The following is a 23,772-nucleotide window of genomic DNA, read 5'->3' on the forward strand; positions in this document are numbered from 1 at the left end:
CCATGACAATCAATGACTGGCTGATCATTCTCGGCCTGATCACCATCTTCGCCCTGGCGCTGTATGCCGTGATCCTCTGGCGCCGGGTGTGGCGCAATCAACAGCGCCTGGCCAAGCAGGAGCAGGAACGCAATGCCCGGCTGGAGGGCGACATCAGGATATTGGCGCAAAGTCTGCTCAGCGGTCAGTTGCCGCTGATCGAGGGTGCGATCCGCATCAAGGTCCTGCTGGATAATTACAGCGGGCAACGGCGGGCCGATGTGGATCTACAGGTGTTCGAGACCATCTACGATGCCACCGCGCATATCCCCACTCATCAAGCATGGACGGAACTGCCCAAGGCCCAGCGCCGGCTGCACGAGCGGCAGATGGAAACCCTGGAAGCCCAGCACCGCAGCGAAGTGGTACAGATCGCCAGGGTGCTGAGCAGCGGTGTGCGCCCGGCTACGCCAGGCGCAGCCGGCAAGGATCAGACGGCCGAATAACCGCCATCCACTGCCACCGCCTGGCCGGTCACGTGGCGCGAGGCGTCACTGGCGAAGAACAGCGCCAGCCCCTTGATATCATCCTCACCACCAACGCGCCCCAAAGGCGTGTTGCGGATGATCGTCTCGGATACGTGATCCAGCCCCTTCGCCAGTTTGGTGGGGAAGTAGCCCGGGCAGATGGCATTGACGTGGATACCATGGGCACCCCACTCGCCTGCCAGCGCCCGCGTCAGGTTGATGGCTGCGGCCTTGCTGGTGTTGTACGCGACGGTGAACACACCGGTATTGGGGCCATTGCCCTTGAGACCGGCGATCGAGGCGATGTTGATGATCTTGCCCGAGCGCTGGGGAATCATGAACCGGCGCGCCACTTCCTGGGCCATCAAAAAGCAGACATCCACGTTCAGGCCCATCACCTTCTGCCAACCGGCATAGCTGTGTTCGGCCGCAGGCTGACCCCAGGTGGTGCCGGCATTGTTGATCAAGATATCCACAGTGCCGAAGCGCGCCTCGGCCGCGTCGACCAGGGTAGCAACCGGGTTACCCTCGGGCTTGCCCAGGTCACAGGCGATGCCGCCGGCCTCGATGCCCCGTGCATTCAATTGCGCCACCACCTCTTCAACCTCGGCGGGGTTACGCGCGTTGAGGAAAATCTTCGCTCCCTGCTCGCCCAGCGCCTCGGCCATCTGCAAACCCAGGCCCTTGGTTCCGCCAGTGATCAGGGCAACCTTGCCGGTCAGATCGAACAACTGCATTACACTCATGATGAATCCTCTTGTTTTAATCGCCAGTCAGGCCAGTGATCATAGCGCCCGCCACGGCTGAGACAGACCATCAGTGAGCTCAGTGATATGTCACCCTGCACCGGTGTTATCATGTGCCCTCTTGAAAACGGAGCTTCCATGGCTGAACACGACTTCCGGCGCACTGCGCTCAACCCCTCCCACACTCTGATCGAATGCCGCACGCTGGCCGGCGGACTGTATCAGGTCACCGGCCAGGGCGGTGGCATCCAGCCGGGTGATACGCTGATCTGCACGGTCAAGGGCAGCAAGGACCTGCCACTGCCTCTGGTGGTGGGCAAGGTGCGTTATCTGATCAACCCGGCCGGGCAGTGGACCGCCACCGCCAACGGTCCGGACCTGCGCGGTCAGATGGTGTTGGGCTGGTCGATCAAGTGTGATGAGTGCAGCAAGGAGCAGGCGTTCGAATTTCTCGCCGCGGAGAAAGATGACCTGCCCCAGCGCACCCGCAAGGCGGTGCAGCGGATCAGCGAACTTGGCTGGACGCCTCGGGACGACAACCATCTGTGCCCGCAGTGCAGCAAGGCTGCCCGTTCAGAACAGTAGCAACTGCTCACCCAGCGGGCTGTGGGCATTATCCAGCCGTACACCAACGCCGATCAGCCGCACCGGCCGACCACCCCGGGCAAAGGCCTGGCTGCAAAGATCGGCGAACCCCTGGGGCGTGATTGGCGCCCCGGCCTGTTCCAGGGTGGTCTGGGTGAAATCGTGGAACTTGAGCTTGATGAAGGGTTTGCTCACCCGATAGCCACCGTCCAGCCGTCCCAGGCGCTGGGCCAGCTTGTCCAGCAGCGGTGGCAAGGCACCGAGGCATGACTGCAAATCCGGCAGGTCGTGTTCATAGGTATTCTCCACACTCACCGATTGCCGCACCCGCTCCACCACTACCGGGCGGTTATCAATACCCCGCGCCAGCTCCCACAGACGCTCACCAAAACTGCCGAACTGACGGGCCAGATCCTGTTTGCGCCATTGGCGCAGCTCACCGCAGGTATCCACACCGAGCTTGTGCAGACGCGCCGCCGTTACCTTGCCCACCCCATGCAGCTGGTTTACCGGCAGCGCCAGTACAAAGTCATCCACCTCCTCGGGCAAAATGACTTTCAGGCCATCGGGCTTGTTCCAGTCACTGGCGATCTTGGCCAGAAACTTGTTCGGCGCCACGCCGGCGGAGACGGTAATGCCCTGACTGTCCTGGACCCGTTGGCGAATTTGCCGGGCGATCAGGGTCGCACTGCCCTGGCATGCCGACGAATCGGTCACATCGAGAAACGCCTCGTCCAGCGACAGCGGCTGCACCAGCGGCGTGTATTCATGAAAAATGGCCTGAATGGCCACGGAAACCTCTTTATAGACCTGCATCCGACCGGGCACGATCAGCAGATCCGGGCAGAGCTTCTTTGCATAGGCCGAGGCCATGGCCGAGTGCACGCCATAAGCGCGCGCCTCGTAATTGCAGGTGGCGATGACCCCGCGCTTGCCCGGATCGCCGCCGACCGCCAGGGGCCGGTTGCGCAGGCGCGGGTCATCACGCATCTCTATGGCCGCGTAGAAGCAATCGCAGTCGATGTGGATGATCTTGCGCAAGGTAATCCGTCCGGCCGGGTTTGCCGGACATTGTACATCAGACCATCACCACCCGATTACGCCCGGCACGCTTGCCCCGATACAATCCTCTATCCACCCGGCGCAGCGTCTCGCTGATGTCCGTCTCATCATCCAGCACCGCCGAAATGGAAAAGGTCGCTGTGAGCCGCCGCGGCTCACCCTGCAAACTCACCGGCGTATTTTCCAGCGTCTGCCTGAGCCGCTCGATGACCCGCTCAGCCTCCGCCGGCCCCGTATCCGGCAGCAGAATGATGAACTCCTCTCCGCCGAAACGCCCCACCACATCCCCTTCCCGGAGCTGGTTGGTGAACAGCGTGGCAACATGCTTCAACGCCATATCGCCACAGTCATGGCCCAGTTCATCATTCAACGCCTTGAAATAATCCAGATCGACCATGGCCACGCAGATGGCCGTACCCTGACGCCGACACCGCTCACGCTCGCGGCGAAACAGCATTTCATACTGGCGGCGATTGAACAGCCCGGTCAGTGGATCTGTCGTCGCCTGGCGCTTGAGTTCCTGCTCCAGCAACTTGCGGCGCTCCACTTCCTCCTCCAGCGCGAGGTTGGCCTCCTTCGCCTGATTGAACATCGCATACTGCCGGCGCTGTACCATCTGCAACTGTTGCGCGCCGAAATAGCCGGTGGCCACGGGTAACATCAGAATAAAGAACGCGCCAAAGAGAATGTCCACACTGCGCCCGTTCCAGGCCATGCAGCTGAGCGTCAGCACCACGCCAGTCACAGCAGCCAGTAAAGTCAGCAGCAGGCGGTTGGGTACGAACAGGAACATCGACAGCAACATCAGGCCGATGACGCCGATGGTAAAAGCGGCCACCTCCGGCAGCAGAAAGTACACCGGCATGAATAAAAAGAAACCGGTAATCTCCAGCACGGTAACCACACGCCCGCTGGAAACCAACTGCGGCTTGCGGCCCAGCATGAAGACAAAGATGAACAACATGCCGGCTTGCAGCACTCGGCAGACCAGCAACGTCACGAAATCATCAGACCAGCCGAGGCTTAGCCAATCCTGCCCGACAAATAACAGCAGCAAGCTACCCCAGACAATCAGCGCTACCCGCAAACTGCGCGCCGCCAAGGGCCGGATATAAGCTCGAAAGGCCTGCTCTTCCGACGGATCGGTGAATTCCGCCGAGAATGCAGAAATCTGGTAGGGCTTAGTGGAATCGTTCATAGACATCCCTTTATTCTTTCAAGCCATATAGCACGCCTGATCCCGTCACGGAAGTCTCCCATCACCTCCCGGCCGAAGCAAATGAATGATATCATAACGACATCAAACTGTCTTATGAGAATGATATAGCCGCCCCACTCGCCCCCTGAAAATTCTTTTTGCATCAATTGCTTGACAGCCCTTCTTAAATCCGTAGAATGAGCCACCTCAGACGCGGGGTGGAGCAGTCTGGTAGCTCGTCGGGCTCATAACCCGAAGGTCGTAGGTTCAAATCCTGCCCCCGCAACCAACACAGAAAATGCCTCGGATGGTCACCCATCCGAGGCATTTTTGCATCTGCGCTCTGCTCCTTTTCCCCCTCGTTTCATAGCAGTAAAGCTGCCCTGGTTGCCAAGTGACATCCGGAAACTCACCGGCACCTCTATCGCCGGTATCCATTGCTATACTCCATAGCCTTGCCCCGTCTACCGCAGGACTTAGCACCAACGCAGCAGTATCGGGACGTTGTCGATCAAGCCGGGAGTTCTATGTGAAAAAAACCGTCATCCTTACCGCCTGCGCGAGCCTGCTGTCCGTCGCCAGCCTGCAGGCCGATACCTCCGTCGAATATGGCCCGGAATTGCAGGGCTTTGAATACCCTTACCCCGTCGAGCACTTTGCCTTTACCTCCCAGCAACAATCGCTGGAAATGGCCTACATGGACGTCAAACCGACTACCGAGGCCAATGGGCGGACGGTGGTGTTACTGCACGGCAAAAACTTCTGCGGCGCCACCTGGGAACAGAGCATCAAGGAGCTGAGCCAGGCGGGTTATCGCGTCATCGCGCCGGATCAGATCGGCTTCTGCAGCTCCAGCAAACCGCGCGGCTACCAGTTCAGCTTTGCGCAACTGGCCGACAATACACACGCTCTGCTTGAGGAGCTGGGTACGCACAAGACCACCGTTGTCGGCCACTCCATGGGCGGCATGCTGGCCGCACGCTTCGCGCTGCAGTTCCCTGAACAGGTCGAGCAACTGGTACTCGTCAACCCGATCGGCCTGGAAGACTGGCAGCAAAAGGGCGTGCCCTACGCCACCATCGACCAGCTCTATCAAGGGCAGCTGAAAACCACCTATGAAGGCATCAAGAACTACCAGTTGAAGTACTACTATAACGGCGAGTGGAAGCCCGAATACGACCGCTGGGTCGAGATGGCATACGGCATGTACGCCGGCCCCGGCAAGGAAATCGTCGCCTGGAATCAGGCGCAGACCGCCGAGATGCTGTTCACCCAACCGGTAGTCCATGAGTTCCCGAACATTCAGGCGCCGACCCTGCTGTTGATTGGCGGCAAGGATCGCACCGCCCCTGGTGCCAATCGCGCGCCCGAGGCCGTTGCCGAGCAGCTGGGCCAGTATCCCCAACTAGGCCAGGCAACCGCCGAGGCCATTCCCAACGCAACACTGGTGGAGTTTCCCGAGTTGGGACACTCACCGCAGGTGGAGGCACCGGAGCAGTTTCATGAGGCTTTGCTAAAAGGTCTTGCCCAACTGAACAAGTAGCTCCTTCCTCAGCCGTTCAACAATGAGGCGCCTGGTGCGCCTCATTCGCTACCGAAGCTCATTGCCTGCCGCGAACCGGCCCTGCGCGTTGCCACAGGTCAACGTGCGGGTATGCCTCATGCCCGCTTTACCAAACACCTTAGGAAGGATGGATCCGACCTATGCCGAGGATGACGGGGCTTGAAATCCTTCTTGACCCTGCTGCGGCATTGCTTTACAAAGATTAGAATAATTACTCCAATCCCGCCCGGAGCTTTTTCAGTGGATAGTAGCCCTTCCCTTAGCGACATCGAGGCGCCTCTGGCTTCGTTACTGAAGCAGCAGCGCAATGCTTTTCAGGCCGATCCCATGCCTTCGCTGGCAACTCGGCTGAGTTGGCTGAAACGGCTGCGCACAGTTCTGGTAGATGAACAGGAAGCGTTGGCTGAGGCGGTGAGTCGGGATTTCGGTAACCGCTCGCGGGATGAGACGCTGTTTGCCGAGATACTGCCCAGCCTGCAATCCATCGATCACGTCTGCAAACATCTGCGCCGCTGGATGAAACCGTCACGACGCCCGCTGGGCATCGCCTTTCAACCGGGCTCGGCTCAGGTGTTCTATCAACCGCTGGGCGTAGTCGGGGTGATAGTGCCCTGGAATTATCCGATCTTTCTGGCCATCGGCCCGCTGCTCGGTGCGCTGGCGGCGGGTAACCGGGTAATGATCAAGATGAGTGAATCAACCCCGGCTACGTCCCAACTGGTCAAGGAGCTGTTGGCCAGGGCCTTTCCAGAGGATCAGGTTGCTGTGGTGCTGGGCGAGGCTGATGTGGGTGCAGCTTTTTCACGCCTGCCCTTCGATCACCTTTTATTCACCGGCGCCACCAGCATTGCCCGGCATATTCTGCACGCAGCGGCGGATAACCTGACCCCGGTAACGCTGGAACTGGGTGGCAAATCACCGGCCATTGTCTCGGCAACGGTACCGTTGGACGATGCTGCCGAACGCATCGCCTTCGGCAAGACCATGAATGCCGGGCAGACCTGCGTGGCGCCGGACTATGTACTGGTACCGGAAGCGCGGGTGGACGCATTTGTCGAGGCTTACCGCAAGGTGATCAACCGGTTCTATCCGCAGCTCAGTGATAGCCCCGACTACACCAGCATCATCAATCCGCGCCAGCAGGCGCGATTGAACAGCTATCTGGAGGACGCCCAGACCAAGGGTGCCCGACTGCTCCCCTTGTTCGCCGCAAGCCAGGAGCAATGCCTGCCCCCTACCCTGCTGCTGGATGTCAGCGATGACATGCTGGTGATGCAGGATGAGATATTCGGCCCATTGCTGCCGATCGTGCCCTACCGGCAGATCGACGACGCCATCGCCTATATCAATGCCCGTCCGCGCCCGCTGGCGCTCTACTATTTTGGCTACGACCGGGGTGAGCAACAGCGGGTAATGGAGCAGACCCATTCCGGCGGCGTGGGCCTGAACGAGACCCTGCTGCATGTCGCGGTATGCGACCTGCCCTTTGGCGGTATCGGGCCTTCCGGCATGGGCCATTACCATGGTCATGAGGGTTTTCTGACCTTCAGCAAGGCCAAGGGGGTATTGCGCAAGCCGCGCTTCAATGCCACGCGGGTGCTGTATCCGCCCTACGGCAGCGCCATACAGAAGTTATTGCGCAAGCTGCTGATTCGCTGACCAACTCACCCGGCCAAGGACAACAATAATAATGCCCGACACCACTGCAGACGCCCCCGGCATAAATCGTCGCCAGTTGCTCAAATTGGGATTATTCGGCACCGCCGTCCTGACTACCGTCGGCGGCATCGCCAGCCTTGGCGGTTGCTCGGCCGATACCCCCGCGCAGGGTTTCCAGCAACTGCGCAAGGATGATCTGCCCATGTTGCGTCGGGTAATCCCAGTGGTGCTGGTTGGCGCGCTCCCGGCAGAGCAACAGGCCGCCATTGTAGAAGGCGTTCTGCTGGCGCTCGACAACAACCTGAATCAGTTGTCACCCAGCCTCAACACCCAGCTGTTGCAGCTGTTCGATCTGCTGACTCTGGGCGTCACGCGCGGCGCAGTAACCGGCATCTGGGGCTCTTGGGAGAATGCCAACGACGAGGCGGTGCAAGCCTTCCTCAAGCGCTGGGAAAACAGCTCCTTCGCCTTGCTGCAACAGGGTCAGAACGCTCTGACCAATCTGATTCTGCTGTCCTGCTACAGCACCCCGGCGTCATGGCCGCAATGCGGCTATCCGGGCCCACCGCGCATCTGAACAGGAGAGCCCCTGCATGCCCATTCCGGATCTGTTCACCGAAGGACTCAAGCGCGACTGGAAAGTGACCAACGCTGCACAACTGGAGCAAGACCTGACCCTGGAAGCGGATATCGCCATCGTCGGCAGCGGCGCCGGCGGTGCCACCAGCGCGGAAATACTCAGCGCGGCTGGATTCAAGGTCTTGCTGATAGAGGAAGGCGGCCTGTTCACCAGCAGTGATTTCAAGCTGCAGGAACATGAGGCCTACCCCGACCTGTATCAGGAAGGGCTGGGGCGCATGTCGAAGGACGGCGCCATTACCATCCTGCAGGGCCGTGCCGTCGGCGGCACTACCCTGGTCAACTGGACGTCCTGCTTCCGCACGCCCGAGCCCACCCTGGCGCATTGGGCCAGTGAGCATGAAGTACTTGGGCACAGCGTAGAAGAGCTGGCACCCTGGTTCGCTCGCATCGAAGAGCGCCTGGGCATCAGCCCCTGGGCCATGCCGCCCAATGCCAACAACGACGTGCTGCGCCGTGGTTGCGAGAAGCTCGGACTGCATTGGCAGGTCATCCCACGCAACGTGCGCGGCTGCTGGAATCTTGGCTATTGCGGCCTCGGCTGCCCAACCAACGCCAAGCAGTCCATGCTGGTCACCAGCATCCCGGCGCTGCTGGATAATGGCGGCGAGCTGATCTATCTCGCCCGGGCCGAGCGTCTGCAACTGGACGGTGGTCGTGTAACCGGGCTCGAGTGCGTAGCCATGGATGAGCGCTGCGTCGCGCCGACCGGTCGGCGGATCCAGGTTCATGCCCGGCATTACATCCTGGCCGGCGGCAGCATTAATACCCCAGGTTTGCTGCTGCGCTCCGAAGCGCCCGATCCGCATGGCATTCTCGGCAAGCGCACCTTCCTGCACCTCACGACCTTTTCCTGGGCGCAGTTCGATCAGCAGATCAATCCCTTCTATGGCGCTCCCCAGTCCATTTATTCCGACCATTTCCAGTGGCAGGACGGTGCCACCGGCCCGATGGGCTACAAACTGGAGGTGCCGCCCATGCAGCCCGGCTTCAGCGCCACGGTCCTGGGCGGCACTGGCGTGGTCAATAGCGAGCTGATGCAACAGCTGCCCAACGCCAACATGATGATTGCCCTGCTGCGCGATGGCTTTCACCCGGACAGTTCACAAGGTGAAGTGCAGCTGCGCAGCGATGGTTCCCCGGTGCTGGATTACCAGTTGACCGATTACACCTGGGAGGCCGTGCGGCGCACCTATCAGAGCATGGCCGAGATCCAGTTTGCCGCCGGCGCCCGCACCGTGACACCGGTGCACAATGATGCTCGCCCGGCAAGCAACTTGGCCGAGGCGCGGGAGATGATCGATGCGCTCGACCTGCGCCGCTTCAAGGCCCGTCTAGGCAGTGCCCATGTCATGGGTGGCTGCGCCATGGGTGAAGACGCCAGTCGCGCCGTCACCGACAGCCTTGGCCGGCACCACCAGCTGGAGAACCTGTCGATTCACGACGGCTCGCTGTTCCCTACCAGCATCGGCGCCAACCCGCAGCTGTCGATCTATGGGCTGACAGCCAGGTTATCCAGCCTGCTCGCCGAGCGGTTAGCCGGTTAGCTGCACTCTTGAAAACGGAGAACAATAATGAACAAACAACGTTATGCCATAGGCTTGCTGGCTGCCAGCCTGTGCCTGCCACTTATCGCATCTGCCAATGGCCAACCAGCAGAACCCACCACCGTAGAGGCCAACGCAGCCGTATTGCAGCAACTGGACTTCAGTGACCGCAAGGCCTTCGAAGATGCCCACCGCGGTTTTATCGCCGCCCCGGCAGACGGCCCGCTACGCAATCCGGATGGCAGCACCGCCTGGGATATGAGCGCCTATGCCTTCGTTGAAGGAGAAGCTCCAGACACGGTGAACCCCAGCCTGTGGCGTCAGGCTCAACTGAATGGCATCCATGGGTTGTTCAAGGTCACCGACGGGATCTACCAGATTCGCGGCATGGATCTGGCCAACATGACCGTCATCGAAGGTCAGACCGGGCTGATCATCATCGACCCACTGCTGTCGCCCACCACCGCCAGAGCCGCCCTGAACCTCTATCTCGAACACCGCCCCAGCAAACCGGTGGTGGCGGTGAACACCCACAGCCATGTGGATCATTTTGCCGGGGTGCGCGGCATCGTCAGCGATGAGGACATCCAACAGCAGCGCGTGCGCATCTACGCGCCAGAAGGCTTCATGGAGCACGCGGTAAGCGAGAACGTGATTGCCGGCAACGCCATGACCCGTCGCGCCATGTACATGTACGGTACCGAACTGGACGCCAGCGCTACCGGGCATGTCGACAATGGCCTGGGCAAGGCACTGAGCCATGGCGCGCTGGCACTCATTCCGCCCACCGACATCATTACCGCCAATGGAACCAAGGTGATCGACGGGGTCGAGGTCGAATTTCACCTGGCCCAGGGCAGTGAAGCACCCGCGGAGATGATGATGTATTTTCCCGCAGCCAGGGTGCTCAACACCGCCGAAGTCACCTCTCATCAGCTGCACAATATCTATACCCTGCGCGGCGCCGAAGTGCGCGACGCCAGCCTCTGGTCACGCTATATCGATGAGGTTCTGGAGAAATACGGGCCGCGCACCGACATTCTGATGGCCCAGCACCACTGGCCGGTCTGGAATCAGGACGATGCCCGGCACTTTCTCGCCGTGCAACGCGATCTGTACAAGTTCATTCACGACCAGAGCGTACGGCTGATGAACCAGGGCTACCGCCCCGACGAAATTGCCGAGCAGCTCACGCTGCCCGCCAGCCTGGCGAAGGAATGGATCGCCCGCGACTATTACGGCACCCTGCGCCATAACGCCCGCGCCATTTACCAGAAGTACCTGGGCTGGTATGACGCCAACCCGGCCAACCTCAACCCTCTGCCGACGCAGGAAGCAGCACGCAAGGCCATGGAGTACATGGGTGGTATCGAGCAGGTAGTTTCCCGCGCCCGGCAGGACTTCGACCGCGGCGAGTACCGCTGGGTAGCCTCGGTCATGAGCCAGGCGGTGTTCGCCGAACCGGATAATCAGGCTGCCCGGCAACTGAATGCCGCAGCGCTTGAACAACTCGGCTACCAGGCCGAATCCGGCCCCTGGCGCAATGTCTACCTGTCCGGTGCCATGGAGTTGCGCAACGGGACGGCACAACAGTCTGCCGGTGCCATTGCCACCGATCTGCTGCAGGCGCTGGACTCCGGCATGTTCTTCGATCTGCTCGGCGTACGCCTGAATGGTCCCAGGGCCGAAGGCAAGCAGATGCTACTGAACTGGAGCTTCACTGACACGGACGAACAGTTCCGCCTCAACCTGCAGAACGCCACGCTGACCTGGCTGCCCGAGCGCAGCGCGCCGGATGCCGACGCCAGCATCACTATGACCCGGGCAACGCTCAATGCTATCCTGACGCAACAGAACAGCTTTCCAGCGGCCATCAAGTCCGGAGATATCCGCATCGAAGGCAATCCGCAAGTCTTTCTCGAGTTGCTGAGCCTGATGGATAACTTCACCCCGGACTTCGCGCTGATCGAGCCGATCACCGACTAAGCGACAGCCCCTCGGTCACTTCTCCAGTGACTGAGGGGAGCTGCCCAGCGAAACAATGAGAGACCTGACTATGGCTGCAAAGCCAAGCACCCGCGACCGTATCCTGCAAGCCAGCCTGCACCTGTTCAATACCCAGGGCGAGCGCAACATTACCACCAACCACATCGCCAGCCACCTGGGCATGTCACCCGGCAACCTCTATTACCACTTTCGCAACAAACCCATGATCGTTGCCGAACTCTTCAACGAGTTCGAAAGCAAGATGGAGGTTTTCTTTACCTTGCCAGCAGAGGCCAGCGTCACCCTGGAAGACAAGGCTTGGTATCTGGAAAGCCTGCTGGACCTGCTGTGGCAGTTTCGCTTCATGCATCAGGGCCTGGAATACCTGCTCGAAGCCGACCCCGAACTGGCCACCCGCTATCGGCAGTTCGCCCAGCGCAGCTTGCGCAGCACCCAGCACATCTATCAGGCCTTTGCCGACGCGGGCATCCTGTTGCTGAGCCCGCAGCAGGCGGAGTCCCTGAGTATCAATGTGTGGATCGTGCTGAGTTCCTGGATGCAGTTTCTGACGACCACCCGGGGTATCCAGTCCGATCTGGATGAGCAGCTCATGCGCCGCGGCATCTATCAGATACTGGTTCTGGAAGAAGGGTATGTGGCACCCGAGTACCAAGAGGCGGTCAGCGCCCTGCGCGACCGCCTCTATGTGCCGCTGGGAGAGATCAGCGACGGCGACGACGCAGTCGCGTCCGCAGCCACCAGCCAAGCAGCAGCACCAGAATGACCGCACCCAGCAGCAGCTGGTGGCCATGACGGTCAAGCAACTGTTCACGGGCGTTGCGGTTCAGCTGTTCCCAGGCGTTGTAGTCCTCCGGCACCTCGACGAGCCCATGCTCGGCCACGAAACTGTGATAAGCCTCCATCAGCGCAGCGACACGTTCGGGCTGCTGAGCTGACAGGTCGTTACGCTCCAGTGGATCATCCTGCATGTTGAACAACAGCATGCCGGCACGTGAAGCAATGGCGCTGGAATTCGATACCACCAGTTTATAGTCGCCCTGCCAGATGGCTATGCCGCCGGCCAGTTCGTAGACAACCACCTCGTCGTCTGCATGAATGCGGTCACTCTCTCCACGCAGTAGCGGCGCCATGCTGGTGCCCATGATGCGATGCACCTCGCGTCCCTGATACTCACCGTCCGGCACCGCGGTGTTACTCAGCTCCAGCAGCGTGGGGGCGATATCAGTCACATAACCGAAGGCTGAGGTGCGCGAGCCCGGCTCGATCACCCCCGGATACCGCACGATCATCGGCACCCGCAGCCCGCCATTGAAAGGCGAGCCCTTGTAGGAGTAGAACGGCGTGTTGGCGGCATAGCCCCAACCGGGACCATATTCGCTCCAGCTGCCGGGGCGGCCCAGGTCCGCATAGTCCTGATCGTAGCGCAAGCGGTAGAACAGCGGCGCTATTTCGGTCAGTACCGTGGACTCGGCGCCATTGTCGCTCATGAAGACAATCAGCGTGTTGTCATAATCGCCACTGGCCTTGAGGTGACTGATGACCCGGCCGATGCTTTCGTCCATGGCTTCGGCCATGCCTGCGTAGACCGCCATCTGCCGGGCGCGATAGGCGCGCTCTTCGTCGCTGAGGCCGTCCCAGTCGATTGGCTGGGTATCATAAAAAGTGCCCCAGTCGTTGCTGATGACCGACTCGGCAGTGCGGGGCAGCAATCCCATGGCGGTCAGCCGTTCATAGCGCTGCTGGCGAAGCACATCCCAGCCACCCTGGTAGGTATCGGCGTATTTTTCCACATAGGCTTCGGGCGCATGATGCGGCGCGTGCACGGCCTGGAATGCGAGGTAGGCAAAAAATGGCTTCTCACTGCCCTGCTCACTGCTCAGGTATTCGATCAGCTTGTCGGCATAGTAGAACGACGAATAGAAATCATCCGGCAGACTGATCGGCTGACCATCTTCAACCCAGGTCGCCGTGCCGGCGGGCAGGTAGTGCTTGGCTTCCCAGTTGTCAGCCCCGCTTTCAAGCAGGGCCACCGAACGATCAAATCCCCTGGCGTTGGGCAAGCTCTCCGGCCGTGAGCCCAGATGCCATTTGCCGGCCATATAAGTGCGGTAGCCGGCATCTCGCAGCAGGGTCGGCAAGGTCACGGCCTGATCATTGAGCCAGGTTTCGTAACCGGGCTGGCCTTTCTGGTTGTCGGCCATGATCTCCTTCATGTTGCCCATGCCGACCTTGTGGCTGGTCACGCCGGTCATCAGCATCGCCCGCGTCGGGGAGCAGGTCGCGGCCACGTTGAAGTTGCTGAACTGGATACCTTCGGCAGCCAAGGTATCGATATTCGGTGTACTGATCTCACCGCCGTAGACGCCAGGATCGGAAAACCCCATGTCGTCGGCGACGATCAACAGAATATTGGGGCGGGTGTCAGCCTGACCGTATAGCGGCGCGAGCAACGCAAGCGTGCCCAACAGCAGGGCCAGGGGAGGAAGTCTGAGCATGGTGTGCGATCTCGTCTGTCGTAGTTGTTATCCGTGTTCTTGATTATATAGAGCAATTACTCTACTTTGTAAACAAGCCGGCTGACCAACCCGCTCGGCGGATAGCTGCAAGTGCTTGATCAAGGCTCCAACGCAAGTCCAAAAACAACAGCAATTGGAGAAAGAAATGCATAAGACAAAAGCGCGGCTCTACGGCGTTGCCCTGAGCATGCTGGCGACCGGGGCAGCAGCCCAGAGCCTCAGCCAGTCGGAGATAGATCAGCTGAGCACCAACCTTACCCCCATTGGTGCGGAAAAGGCCGGCAATGCTGACGGCACCATCCCGGAGTGGACGGGCGGGTTGCCGCAGGACGCGGGCCAACCTCTGCCCAATCACTTCCTGGAAAACCCCTTCCAGGATGAACAGTCCGAGTTTGTGATCACCGCGAGCAACTACCAGCAATATAAAGACCAACTGACACCCGGTCAGGTGGCGCTGTTCGAGCGCTATCCCGACTCCTTCCGCATGCCCATCTATCCGTCCAGACGTACCGTCGGTTACCCGCAGGCGGTCTACGATCAGGTCAAAGAGACCGCCGGACAGGCCAGGTTGCTGAATGGTGGCGACGGTGTGGAAAACGTCAGGCCGGGCTCGTCTTTCATATTTCCGCTGCCCAAGTCAGGTGGCGAAGTGATCTGGAACCATATGACCCGCTATCGTTTGAATGCGCACCGCTGGTACATGCAGGTGATGCCGCAAACCAACGGTTCGTACACCTTGATCAAGCTGGAAGAGAATATCGGCTACCCCGAACAGATGCCGGATATCGACCCCACGACCATGCCCAACACCCTGCTGTTCTTCAAGCAGCAGATCAACGCACCCGCGCGCCTGGCCGGTAATGTCCTGCTGGTTCACGATACGCTGGATCAGCTGAAAGAGCCGCGCATGGCCTGGGTTTACAATGCCGGCCAGCGGCGTGTACGCCGCGCTCCGCAGGTGTCTTATGATGGCCCGGGCAGCGCCTCCGATGGCATGCGTACCGTGGACAACTTCTCCATGTATAACGGCGCACCCGACCGGTACAACTGGACGCTGGTCGGCAAGAAGGAAGTCTATCTTCCGTATAACTCCGCCAAACTGACCACTCCGGGCCTGAAATACGCAGACGTCATCAAGGCCGGACACATCAATCCGGAGCATGCGCGCTTCGAGCTGCATCGCGTCTGGGAAGTACAGGGCAACGTGAAGGACGGACAGCGGCACATCTACAGCCAGCGAAATTTCTTCATCGACGAGGATTCATGGATGATTGGCCTGGCGGATCACTATGATGGCCGGGGCGCGCTATGGCGTGTGGCTGAAGGACACCTCAGCTTCAATTACCAGTACCAGATTCCCGGTTATGCCCTGGAAACCCTGTATGACATTATTGCCGGCCGCTACATAGCCCTTGGCATGTACACCGAGGAAGCCTCTGCCCCACAACTCGACGGCACACCGCCCACTTACAACCAATTTACCCCTGCTGCCTTGCGCGCTGCCGGCGTACGCTGATCGACCGGGGGTCGTATTCCCCGGATGATCCGCCGACTTGCTAGAATAGGCTCCTTTCATCCCGGGAATCGGCACATGGATATCAGTCTGGCCCGCACCTTTCTGGAGATCGTCCGCTGCGGCAGCTTTGTCGCGGCAGCGGAGCGGTTGCATGTCACCCAGGCTGCCATCACCTCGCGCATCCAGAGCCTGGAAAGCCAGCTCAACTGCACCCTATTCATCCGCAACCGCTCCGGCGCCAGGCTGACGGTCGACGGCGAGGCGTTCATTACCCATGCCACGCAGATGATCCAGGCCTGGGACAATGCCCAGCGCGACCTGCCGCTGCTGAAAGGTTTCAGTGATGTGCTGCACATTGGTGGTGAGGCCAGTCTGTGTACGCCACTGATTCTGGATTGGGTGCGTGCGCTGCGCCGGGAAATTCCAGAACATTCGGTGCGCGCCGAGATCGGCGACAGCAGCACCCTTATGCAACGCGTCGAACAGGGCTCGCTGGATGCGGCGCTGGTGTATCAACCGGAGTACCTGCCCGGCCTGCAGGTGGAAGAACTGCTGGAAGAAAAGCTCATCCAGGTGAGCCTGCCCGGCCAGCCGGAGCCCTACGTCTACATCGACTGGGGCGAAGGCTTCCGGCGCCAGCACGACGCCGCCCTGCCCGACAAGGCCCGCGCCCCGGTCGCCTTCAACCTGGGCCCGCTGGCATTGCAATACATCCTTGAAGCCGGCGGCTCGGGCTACTTCCGCAGTCGGGTTGTCCAGAGCTATATCGACAATGGTTTGTTGGAGCCGGTCAACATGGCGCCGGAGTTCAGCTTTCCGACTTATCTGGTGTATTCGCGCCAGCGGGAATCGGCCATCCTCGACCAGGCGCTGAAACTGCTGCGCTCCCTCGCCCATACCAATCAGGATTGGTCCCAGCGCTGGGATCCGATGATCTGAACCTGGCTTGCCGCAGCTTGCGATGAGCCAATAACAGACCTAGAATACGCCTCGCCCGCAGCAGGCTAACTCCCTCTAGCCCGCCGGCCTCCTTCCCCATCTGGTTCTGCTTTTCATGACAATGTCGAATACCGCCCACCAGGGCAGCTGGCTCAGCGTTGTTGCGCTGGCCCTGGCTGCATTCATATTCAATACCACCGAATTCGCCCCGGTGGCGCTGCTCAGCGACATCGGCGCCAGCTTCGGGATGCAACCCGAACAGGTCGGCCTGATCCTCACCATCTACGCCTGGCTGGTCGCACTGATGTCGCTGCCGCTGATGCTGCTGACGCGCAATATCGAGCGTCGCCGGCTGCTGATGGGAGTCTTCATTCTGTTCATCATCAGCCATCTGCTGTCATTCGTGGCCTGGAGCTACGAGGTGCTGGTGATCAGCCGCGTCGGGATTGCCCTGGCCCATGCCGTGTTCTGGAGTATCACCGCTTCGCTGGCGGTTCGCGTCGCCCCGCCGGGACGGGAAGCGCAAGCCCTGGGACTGCTAGCCACAGGCACCACCCTGGCCATGGTGCTGGGCATCCCGTTGGGTCGACTGGTCGGTGAAATGGTCGGCTGGCGAGTCACCTTCCTGGGCGTCGCCATGATCGCCCTGCTGACCATGGTCGCCCTGGCGCGCATGCTGCCGTTGCTGCCGAGCCAGAACAGCGGTTCGCTCAGCAGCCTGCCGGTATTGATCAAGCGCCCGGCACTGATGGTGGTCTATGGCCTGGTAGTCATCTGTGTAACCGCCCAGTTCACCGCCTACAGCTACATAGAACCCTTTGCCCGGGACATTGCCGGTCTGTTCGGCAACCAGATCACCGGGTTGCTGCTGGTATTCGGTGGTGCCGGTCTGTTCGGCGCGCTGATCTTCAGTCGCTGCAGCCCCTTCTATCCGCGCAGCGTGCTGGTCGGCAGCATGTTCGCCCTGACCTTCTGCCTGTTGCTGCTGTTGGCGTCGGCCACGAATATCTGGACCCTGGGTATTCTGTGCTTCGTATGGGGTGCGGCTATTCTCGGATTGACGCTGGCATTGCAATCCCGCGTTCTGCGCATCGCCTCGGATGCTACTGATGTGGCCATGTCGCTGTTTTCCGGCCTGTACAATCTGGGCATCGGCGCTGGCGCGCTGCTTGGCAGCCAGGTGACCACGCATATGGGCCTGGCAAATGTCGGCTTGGTCGGCGGCGTGCTGGGCCTCGGCGGCCTGCTCATCTGCCTCACCGCCCTGTGGCGCCTGCCGCCGCAGATGCCGGTGACCCAGGCGGCATAAGCCGACGCGGATTTTTGGCGCCGGCGGCCCAGCGCTGCCGACGCCCTTTGCCTTTCAGAATACGCAAGACCTTGGAAGGTCGAGCGAGCCCAGGTTCTACGTCCTAACCTACTCCTCCCGCCCTCGCAACAAGTCCGCCAACGCCGCCAAAGCCGGAATACTCAACGGCATCGTCTGCGCACTGCTGGCAATCGGATGCGAGGACAGCCGCACCATCACCATCCCCACCGTCGGGTTGATGTGGATCATCTGGCCATGCACACCCAGCGCTTCAAAGGCGCCATCCGGGTTGTGGCTGATCCACCACTGGTTGCGATAGGAATACCCCGGCTGGAAATCGCGGCCGGCCGCCTTGAACTTATCCCGGTCGCCACCCTCACGGATCTTTTCGATTGCCGCGGCGCTGATGATCTGCTGGCCGTTGAATTCACCGCCCAGCCTGACCATCTCCGCAAACCGCGCCAGATCCCGCAACGTCACGTTCAGACCCGCGCCCGCCCACTCGGCCCCCTTGGAGTCGAGCAGCATATACGCATCCTCTTCAGTCCCCAGCTTGCGCCACAGACGTTGCTCAATCAACGCAGCGGTGGACATGCCAGTCACCCGCCGCAGAATCCAGCCCAGCACCTCGGTGTGGGTGGTGCGATAGCGAAACGATTGCCCATGTTCATCCACACCGGCAGCAATGGTGGGCAGATAACTGTACAGGTCCCGCGCGCCCGGGTAGTCATGGGGCACCGGCCCCATACCCGCGGCCAGCGAATACTTGACTACATCGGAATTGCGATCAGCATAAACCTCGCTGTAATCGATATCCGCAGTCATATCCAGCACCTGCTGCACCGTCGCCCCACGCCAACCGCTGTTTTCCAGCTCTGGCAGATAGCCCGTGACCAGCGCCGCAGGATCCAGCTCGCCTTCTTCGATCAACTGTGTAGCCAGCAGCCCCACAAAGGACTTGGTCACCGACCAGAGAATATGCGGCTCATCCTCGGGCACGCCCGCTTGATAGCGCTCAAACAGGACCTTGCCGTGCTGCATGATCAGCACGCCATCAACATAGGTCGAATCCAGATATTGCCCGAAGCTCATCTGTTCACCATCAGGGCCGGTGAAAGTCAGATCGGCAATCTGCTGCTCCATCCCCTCGGCCTGCGGCAACACGGAAACAGCTTCATGACCACGCGCCACCCGCCGCGAAGGAAACAGCTCCCGCGCATGATGGAAACTCCACCGCGGATTGGGGTAAGGCCGCATGAAACCCGCCTGGGTTATCTGCTTATCGGCGGCTGGCGGGAAGCCCTGCATCAATTGCAGGTGGTCGGTACGTACTGACTTGGGATCGGGCAGGTCGGCTGCAATACCCTGTGCAGACAATAATACAGTGGTCAATGTCACCCCCAATATCGCTGATTTTTTCATGACGTAACTCGTTTAATTAATTATTTTTCTTTCTCAGAGACTATCCAAGTAAACACGCTACTACCAACGCCAGTGATTACATTCGACTCGTGAATATCGGCTGATTGAAGAGCTATGCGAAGGAGCGAACTCAGACGCCACTCCATCCCACCAACAGATCCCCCGTCCCCCTTACATCCTGCCGCGTACTCCCTATCACCCGCACCGCCTGCGCCGCCCGCTCCGGCTGAAACACAAAACAAGCCCCAGCGCGTGCCCGCATGGCTACCCCCGCGTTGGGGATCAGGTCCAGGTCAAACCCCTTGCTCGCCGCCACCATCACCGCCCGTCGCTGTACGAACAGGGCTTCCAGCATCTGGTCATCCAGGTGCTCGTCCGCCCACGGCATGACGCTGCGCAGGTCTTGTTGATTACACTGATCCTCGCTGTCGATTACCGTGCCACGCAGGCGCCAGTCGAGTAATTTTTCATCATCCAGCCAGAGCTGGGCGTGACGGTACTCGTGCATCGCGCCGACCACCTTGGCGACGTATTCCCGCCTCCCCGGTCGCAGTGCCTGGGAGAGGGCCACCATCAGCAGGTCATATTGATGCGTGCATTGCTGCTTGCTGTCGATATCCGGCAGGTTGATGGCGATGCGTTGGCGCAGGGGCTGACCAACGAAGGCCTGCAGTTGCCGCTCTGCCTCAGGGCAGAGGGTCCAGGGCGTACGTCGGGCGGTGCTGGCCACTGAGGTGATGCACTCACCATCGTGACCCAGCTGTAACACGAAATAATGGTGCTCATCCTCCATGGCAACCCGGCATTCGGTCGGGCTTGCATCAAAAATCACCCGGCGGAAGAAAACGTGGGGGGAGTCCAGCTCTTGCATGGCACGCCTCAATGTCTGTTTTTATTGGTCGGCATTGTCGCCCAGAATGTCTCAGTCATAGACAGCCTACCCGTTTATCGACTAGTCCAGAAGGCTGATTCGCCACATCAATACCTTACAAAAACAGAACAATCCCTACAGCTTCGGTCGTCTTCTGGCGTGTTTCTATCTATACAATCACTCATTCGGGTCTGGTTCAGCACTGCCGAGTAACCGACAATCCATGCAGACATCACGGAGAACAAGCATGCATAAACTGATCGGCGCGCCAGTTTCACTTTATACCGGCAAGGTACGCTGCTATCTGCAATTCAAGGGCATCAGCTTTGAAGAAGTTTTGTCCACGCCGCAGATTTTCAAGGAGTTGATCATTCCCCGAACCGGGGTGCGTTATATTCCGGTGCTGGTGACGCCGGATGACCAGGTAATTCAGGACTCCACCGAAATCATCGACCATCTGGAACATCATTTCTCAAACAGGTCAGTGTACCCAGCCGGTCCTTGTCAGCGGCTGGTTGCGCTGCTGCTGGAAGTTTACGGTGATGAATGGCTGGTTAATCCCGCCATGCTCTATCGCTGGAAGATCGAGGAAAACCGCGAGTTTGCCATTCAGGAATTCGGTCGCACTCGCCTGCCCGGCGCCAGCGCGGAAGAGCAATATGCCGCTGGACTGGAGGCATCCGGCCCCTTTGCCGGCGCCCTACCCCGTCTGGGCATCACCGATCATTCCCGCGCTGCCATCGAGCAAAGTTATCTGTCGCTGCTCGATGAACTGAACATCCACTTCAGCGATCATGACTATCTACTCGGCGATCAGCCCTGCATCGGCGACTTCGGCCTGATTGGCCCCCTGTATGCCCACCTCTATCGCGACCCTGCTTCCGGATGCTTGATGCGCGAGCGCGCGCCGCAGGTAGCGTGCTGGGTTGAGCGCATGATCAGTCCGGACGCAAGCAGCCATGACGGCGGCTTTCTGCCGAATGATCAGGTACCGGAAACGCTATTGCCCATCATCAACCGGATGTTCGATGAACAGGTACCCGTACTGCTGGAAACCGCTCGGCAACTGAAAGAATGGACCGAGGCCAACCCCGACGCCGAGGATATTCCCCGCGCTATCGGTACGCTGCGCTATCGGCTGGGTGACATGGAGGAAGAGCGACTGGTGTTTCCGTATAACCTATGGATGTGGCAGCGCGCCCATGATTTCTATGGCGAACTCACTGGCGATCATCGCGCGGGGATAACTGCGATACTTAACGACGCGCAGATCCATGCTCTCGCCACTCCGTTGTCCGTTCGGTTACAGCGGCGGAATAACAAACTGAAGCGCCATACAGAATCGGGGCAGTAAGCTGCCCCGTTTGCCGATGACTTTCAGCCTTTCAGCACGTAAGCCAGAATCTCCACCACCTGCTCCGTGGTCGTCGCCCAGGCCATCGCCGCAGCATCAACTTCTTTCAGCGGGTGGACAATGTCCTCGGCATGCAGGGTGACGTAGGGTGTACCCAGCGCAGCGCAGTAACCGGCATCGAAGGCGGCATTCCACTGCTTGTATTTATCTCCAAAGCGCACCACCACCAGATCGCTCTGCTCGATCAACGTCTTGGTGCGGATCGCGTTGACCTTGGCTGATTTGTGGTCGCGCCAGAAGGCATTGTCTTCCGCACCCAGATGGTCACCCGCCGCGTCGCTGGCGTCGTGATTGATCACCGCCGAAGTGAAAACGACATCCAGGCCCTTGGCCTCAGCGCCGCGCTGAATCTCATCGCGCCAATCGGTATGAATTTCGCCGGAAAGATAAACGTAAAAGGACATGGAGCCTCCGCTAGCAAAAGGCCCGACCATACCAGAGGCACCGGCAAAGGCAAAACAGCGGCCTGCTTGTGAATCCATTATTCGCACGGCGCAAAAATTTCTTAACAGACGCAGGGCATCATCTATCAGCAAACCTCCATCCAGTGGAGGGCTGTTCCGCCATTACAGGGAGTTACACGTTGAAAACCACCTCAGGGCTGCGAGCCCGATTAGTAAAGTTATCGCTTGCCGGGCTTGTCTGCCTTTCTTTTCCAAGCATCGCCGCACCACTGCAACTACAGATCAATGGCTCCAACACCATAGGCGCTCAGTTGGCACCCCTGCTGGTTGAAGGCATGTTGAAAGAGTCAGGCGCTACGGATATTGATATACAGCTCGATGCCGAACCGCAGGAACACCGCATCACCGCCGTCAGCGCTCAGGGCGAATCGATCGAAATCAGTCTGAACGCACATGGCTCTACCACAGGCTTTACCGGGCTGATCGACCGCACAGGGCAGATCGCAGCATCGTCCCGGCCGATCAAGGACAGTGAAGTCACAGCACTGAAAAATGCCGGAAACATGCTCAGCAAGGAAGCAGAGCAGGTCATCGGCCTGGATGGCCTGGCGGTCATCATGCACCCGGAAAACCCGCTCGATAGCCTCAATGTCGAACAGATTGCCCGGATATTTTCCGGCCAGGTCTCCGATTGGGCGCAGCTAGGCGGGCGCCAGGGTAAAATCAAGGTACACGCCAGGGACGGTAACTCGGGGACCTGGGAGACCTTCAGGGATCTGGTGCTGAAACCCAATCAGGTGGATCTGCTCGCAGATGCCCACCGCTACGAATCCAACGCAGACCTGTCCCGGGCCGTCAGCAGTGATCGCAATGCTGTCGGCTTTGTTGGCCTGGCCTATATACAGGAAGCCAAGGCGCTGTCCATCACCGCTGGTGACTCCCGCCCCATGTACCCCAGCAAAGCGCTGGTAGCCACAGAGGATTACCCACTGGCCCGCCGGCTGTATATGTACATCAGCCCCGAGGAAACCAACCCGCTGGCACTGGGGTTAATTGCCTTCACCCAGAGCAAGGCCGGGCAGGATATCGTGGACCAGGTGGGCTTTGTCGGCCAGAACATCACAGCCGCTCGGATCGCGCCGCAGCCCTATATGCCGGACGACTACCGCAAACTGGCCGAAGAAGCGCACCGCCTGTCGGTCAATATCCGCTTCAGTGAAGGCAGCGCCCGACTGGATAACAAGGCCTGGCAGGACATCGACCGCCTGCTCGAATATCTGCAGACTGAAAACAAGACCGAGTACAAGGTGGTCCTGGTAGGCTTTGGCGACCCAAGAAGCAGAGGCGCCGAACTACTGTCGCGCTTGCGAGCCAGAACGGTCAGCGCCGCGCTGGCCGGCCGCGGCATCTTCGTCAAGGACGTTATGGGCATCGGCGATGACCTGCCGGTGGCTGCCAATACCCATGATGATGGTCGAAACAAGAACCGGCGCGTGGAACTCTGGGTGTACTGAGCCGCCCGGCATCAAGTTGGCAGAACCGCGCATAATCAGGGTTACAACGATTGCATTTTCTGGCAATGTAGCGCCCATGACTCCGCACCGCGTCGCCAGATTGCGCACCCGGGGCGGGTCAATGTGATATCGGGAGAGACTGCCGGCTTGATCCGCCGCAGCGCCGAAGGAGCAACCGCCCCGGAAACTCTCAGGCAAACGGACCGCTATCACCGGTAAACTCTGAAGAGCCGCCCGTTACGTCGTCGGGCGCACCGAAGGAGCAAGCGGCAGCGCATGGCGCCGCCGTGAAACTCTCAGGTCCAGAACAGAGGGGGCGCTCGCCGCGCATGGTGCGCACGGGCCTCAATCCCC

20 protein-coding genes, 1 tRNA gene and 2 riboswitches are annotated in these 23,772 nt (G+C 60.0%); of the genes, 14 read left to right on the top strand and 7 right to left on the bottom strand.

Annotation, left to right across the window (positions count from 1 at the left end; genetic code table 11):
* Nucleotides 1-2: 2 nt before the first annotated feature.
* Entirely contained in the window at nt 3-485 is a 483-nt protein-coding gene (locus tag BM267_RS03615; protein ID WP_074777843.1) for a DUF2489 domain-containing protein, read from the top strand.
* Here BM267_RS03615 and BM267_RS03620 read toward each other — a convergent pair.
* On the bottom strand, nt 470-1,252 hold the full coding sequence (locus BM267_RS03620; RefSeq protein ID WP_036988501.1) for an SDR family oxidoreductase: 783 nt from the start codon (nt 1,250-1,252) through the stop codon (nt 470-472). The two genes, BM267_RS03615 and BM267_RS03620, sit on opposite strands and share 16 nt — an antisense overlap.
* A gap of 138 nt (nt 1,253-1,390) precedes the next feature.
* On the opposite strand from BM267_RS03620, the gene BM267_RS03625 reads away from it, so the two are divergent.
* Complete coding sequence (locus BM267_RS03625; RefSeq protein ID WP_036988500.1) at nt 1,391-1,837, top strand: hypothetical protein; 447 nt, start codon at nt 1,391-1,393, stop codon at nt 1,835-1,837.
* Here the strand turns inward: BM267_RS03625 and dinB are convergent.
* Nucleotides 1,826-2,884: a DNA polymerase IV gene (gene dinB / locus BM267_RS03630; RefSeq protein WP_036988499.1), complete on the bottom strand. Its 1,059-nt coding sequence runs from the start codon at nt 2,882-2,884 to the stop codon at nt 1,826-1,828. The two genes, BM267_RS03625 and dinB, sit on opposite strands and share 12 nt — an antisense overlap.
* 31 nt (nt 2,885-2,915) lie before the next feature.
* Nucleotides 2,916-4,097: a GGDEF domain-containing protein gene (locus BM267_RS03635; protein WP_074777841.1), complete on the bottom strand. Its 1,182-nt coding sequence runs from the start codon at nt 4,095-4,097 to the stop codon at nt 2,916-2,918.
* A 212-nt stretch (nt 4,098-4,309) separates the two neighbouring features.
* On the opposite strand from BM267_RS03635, the gene BM267_RS03640 reads away from it, so the two are divergent.
* The 7 genes from BM267_RS03640 to BM267_RS03670 all read left to right on the top strand — a co-directional run bounded on the left by BM267_RS03640 (nt 4,310) and on the right by BM267_RS03670 (nt 12,276).
* Nucleotides 4,310-4,386 (top strand) — tRNA-Met (locus BM267_RS03640).
* A 240-nt stretch (nt 4,387-4,626) separates the two neighbouring features.
* Nucleotides 4,627-5,640 carry an alpha/beta fold hydrolase gene (locus tag BM267_RS03645; protein WP_036988464.1) on the top strand — a complete coding sequence of 338 codons (1,014 nt, stop codon included), beginning with the start codon at nt 4,627-4,629 and terminating at the stop codon, nt 5,638-5,640.
* A 261-nt stretch (nt 5,641-5,901) separates the two neighbouring features.
* The gene (locus BM267_RS03650; protein ID WP_235818223.1) at nt 5,902-7,320 is read left to right on the top strand and encodes a coniferyl aldehyde dehydrogenase; all 1,419 of its coding nucleotides are present in this window, start codon (nt 5,902-5,904) and stop codon (nt 7,318-7,320) included.
* Nucleotides 7,321-7,351: 31 nt separating this feature from the next.
* Nucleotides 7,352-7,897, top strand: a complete 546-nt coding sequence (locus BM267_RS03655; protein WP_074777839.1) for a twin-arginine translocation pathway signal protein — start codon at nt 7,352-7,354, stop codon at nt 7,895-7,897.
* Between the two features lie 16 nt (nt 7,898-7,913).
* On the top strand, nt 7,914-9,506 hold the full coding sequence (locus BM267_RS03660; protein WP_074777837.1) for a GMC family oxidoreductase: 1,593 nt from the start codon (nt 7,914-7,916) through the stop codon (nt 9,504-9,506).
* Nucleotides 9,507-9,533: 27 nt separating this feature from the next.
* Nucleotides 9,534-11,492, top strand: coding sequence for an alkyl/aryl-sulfatase (locus BM267_RS03665; RefSeq protein ID WP_074777835.1), 1,959 nt, complete (start codon nt 9,534-9,536; stop codon nt 11,490-11,492).
* A gap of 70 nt (nt 11,493-11,562) precedes the next feature.
* On the top strand, nt 11,563-12,276 hold the full coding sequence (locus BM267_RS03670; protein WP_074777833.1) for a TetR/AcrR family transcriptional regulator: 714 nt from the start codon (nt 11,563-11,565) through the stop codon (nt 12,274-12,276).
* Here BM267_RS03670 and BM267_RS03675 read toward each other — a convergent pair.
* On the bottom strand, nt 12,215-14,008 hold the full coding sequence (locus BM267_RS03675; protein ID WP_074777831.1) for an arylsulfatase: 1,794 nt from the start codon (nt 14,006-14,008) through the stop codon (nt 12,215-12,217). The two genes, BM267_RS03670 and BM267_RS03675, sit on opposite strands and share 62 nt — an antisense overlap.
* Before the next feature lie 166 nt (nt 14,009-14,174).
* Between BM267_RS03675 and BM267_RS03680 the strand changes: the two genes are divergently transcribed.
* The 3 genes from BM267_RS03680 to BM267_RS03690 all read left to right on the top strand — a co-directional run bounded on the left by BM267_RS03680 (nt 14,175) and on the right by BM267_RS03690 (nt 17,793).
* Nucleotides 14,175-15,545 (top strand): DUF1329 domain-containing protein, encoded by a 1,371-nt coding sequence (locus BM267_RS03680; protein WP_074777829.1) that lies wholly within the window; start codon nt 14,175-14,177, stop codon nt 15,543-15,545.
* A gap of 75 nt (nt 15,546-15,620) precedes the next feature.
* Nucleotides 15,621-16,484 carry a LysR family transcriptional regulator gene (locus BM267_RS03685; RefSeq protein ID WP_036988458.1) on the top strand — a complete coding sequence of 288 codons (864 nt, stop codon included), beginning with the start codon at nt 15,621-15,623 and terminating at the stop codon, nt 16,482-16,484.
* Nucleotides 16,485-16,605: 121 nt separating this feature from the next.
* Entirely contained in the window at nt 16,606-17,793 is a 1,188-nt protein-coding gene (locus BM267_RS03690; RefSeq protein ID WP_036988457.1) for a sugar transporter, read from the top strand.
* A 108-nt stretch (nt 17,794-17,901) separates the two neighbouring features.
* Here BM267_RS03690 and BM267_RS03695 read toward each other — a convergent pair whose 3' ends face one another.
* Together BM267_RS03695 and BM267_RS03700 are read right to left on the bottom strand one after the other, a co-directional pair.
* A complete protein-coding gene (locus BM267_RS03695; protein ID WP_074777827.1) occupies nt 17,902-19,215 on the bottom strand; it encodes a serine hydrolase domain-containing protein in 1,314 nt (437 codons plus the stop codon).
* A gap of 130 nt (nt 19,216-19,345) precedes the next feature.
* Complete coding sequence (locus tag BM267_RS03700) at nt 19,346-20,086, bottom strand: DUF2889 domain-containing protein (protein WP_074777825.1); 741 nt, start codon at nt 20,084-20,086, stop codon at nt 19,346-19,348.
* Nucleotides 20,087-20,333: 247 nt separating this feature from the next.
* Between BM267_RS03700 and BM267_RS03705 the strand changes: the two genes are divergently transcribed.
* Nucleotides 20,334-21,440 (top strand): glutathione S-transferase family protein, encoded by a 1,107-nt coding sequence (locus tag BM267_RS03705; protein WP_074777823.1) that lies wholly within the window; start codon nt 20,334-20,336, stop codon nt 21,438-21,440.
* 23 nt (nt 21,441-21,463) lie between these two features.
* Here BM267_RS03705 and BM267_RS03710 read toward each other — a convergent pair whose 3' ends face one another.
* Nucleotides 21,464-21,904, bottom strand: a complete 441-nt coding sequence (locus BM267_RS03710; RefSeq protein WP_074777821.1) for a YtoQ family protein — start codon at nt 21,902-21,904, stop codon at nt 21,464-21,466.
* A gap of 335 nt (nt 21,905-22,239) precedes the next feature.
* Between BM267_RS03710 and BM267_RS03715 the strand changes: the two genes are divergently transcribed.
* Nucleotides 22,240-23,418, top strand: coding sequence for a substrate-binding domain-containing protein (locus BM267_RS03715; RefSeq protein ID WP_235818222.1), 1,179 nt, complete (start codon nt 22,240-22,242; stop codon nt 23,416-23,418).
* Between the two features lie 120 nt (nt 23,419-23,538).
* Nucleotides 23,539-23,634: riboswitch (glycine riboswitch) on the top strand.
* Nucleotides 23,635-23,739: riboswitch (glycine riboswitch) on the top strand.
* The last annotated feature ends 33 nt before the right edge of the window (nt 23,740-23,772 follow it).

Source organism: Halopseudomonas bauzanensis (genome assembly GCF_900114735.1).
Taxonomy (GTDB): domain Bacteria; phylum Pseudomonadota; class Gammaproteobacteria; order Pseudomonadales; family Pseudomonadaceae; genus Halopseudomonas; species Halopseudomonas bauzanensis.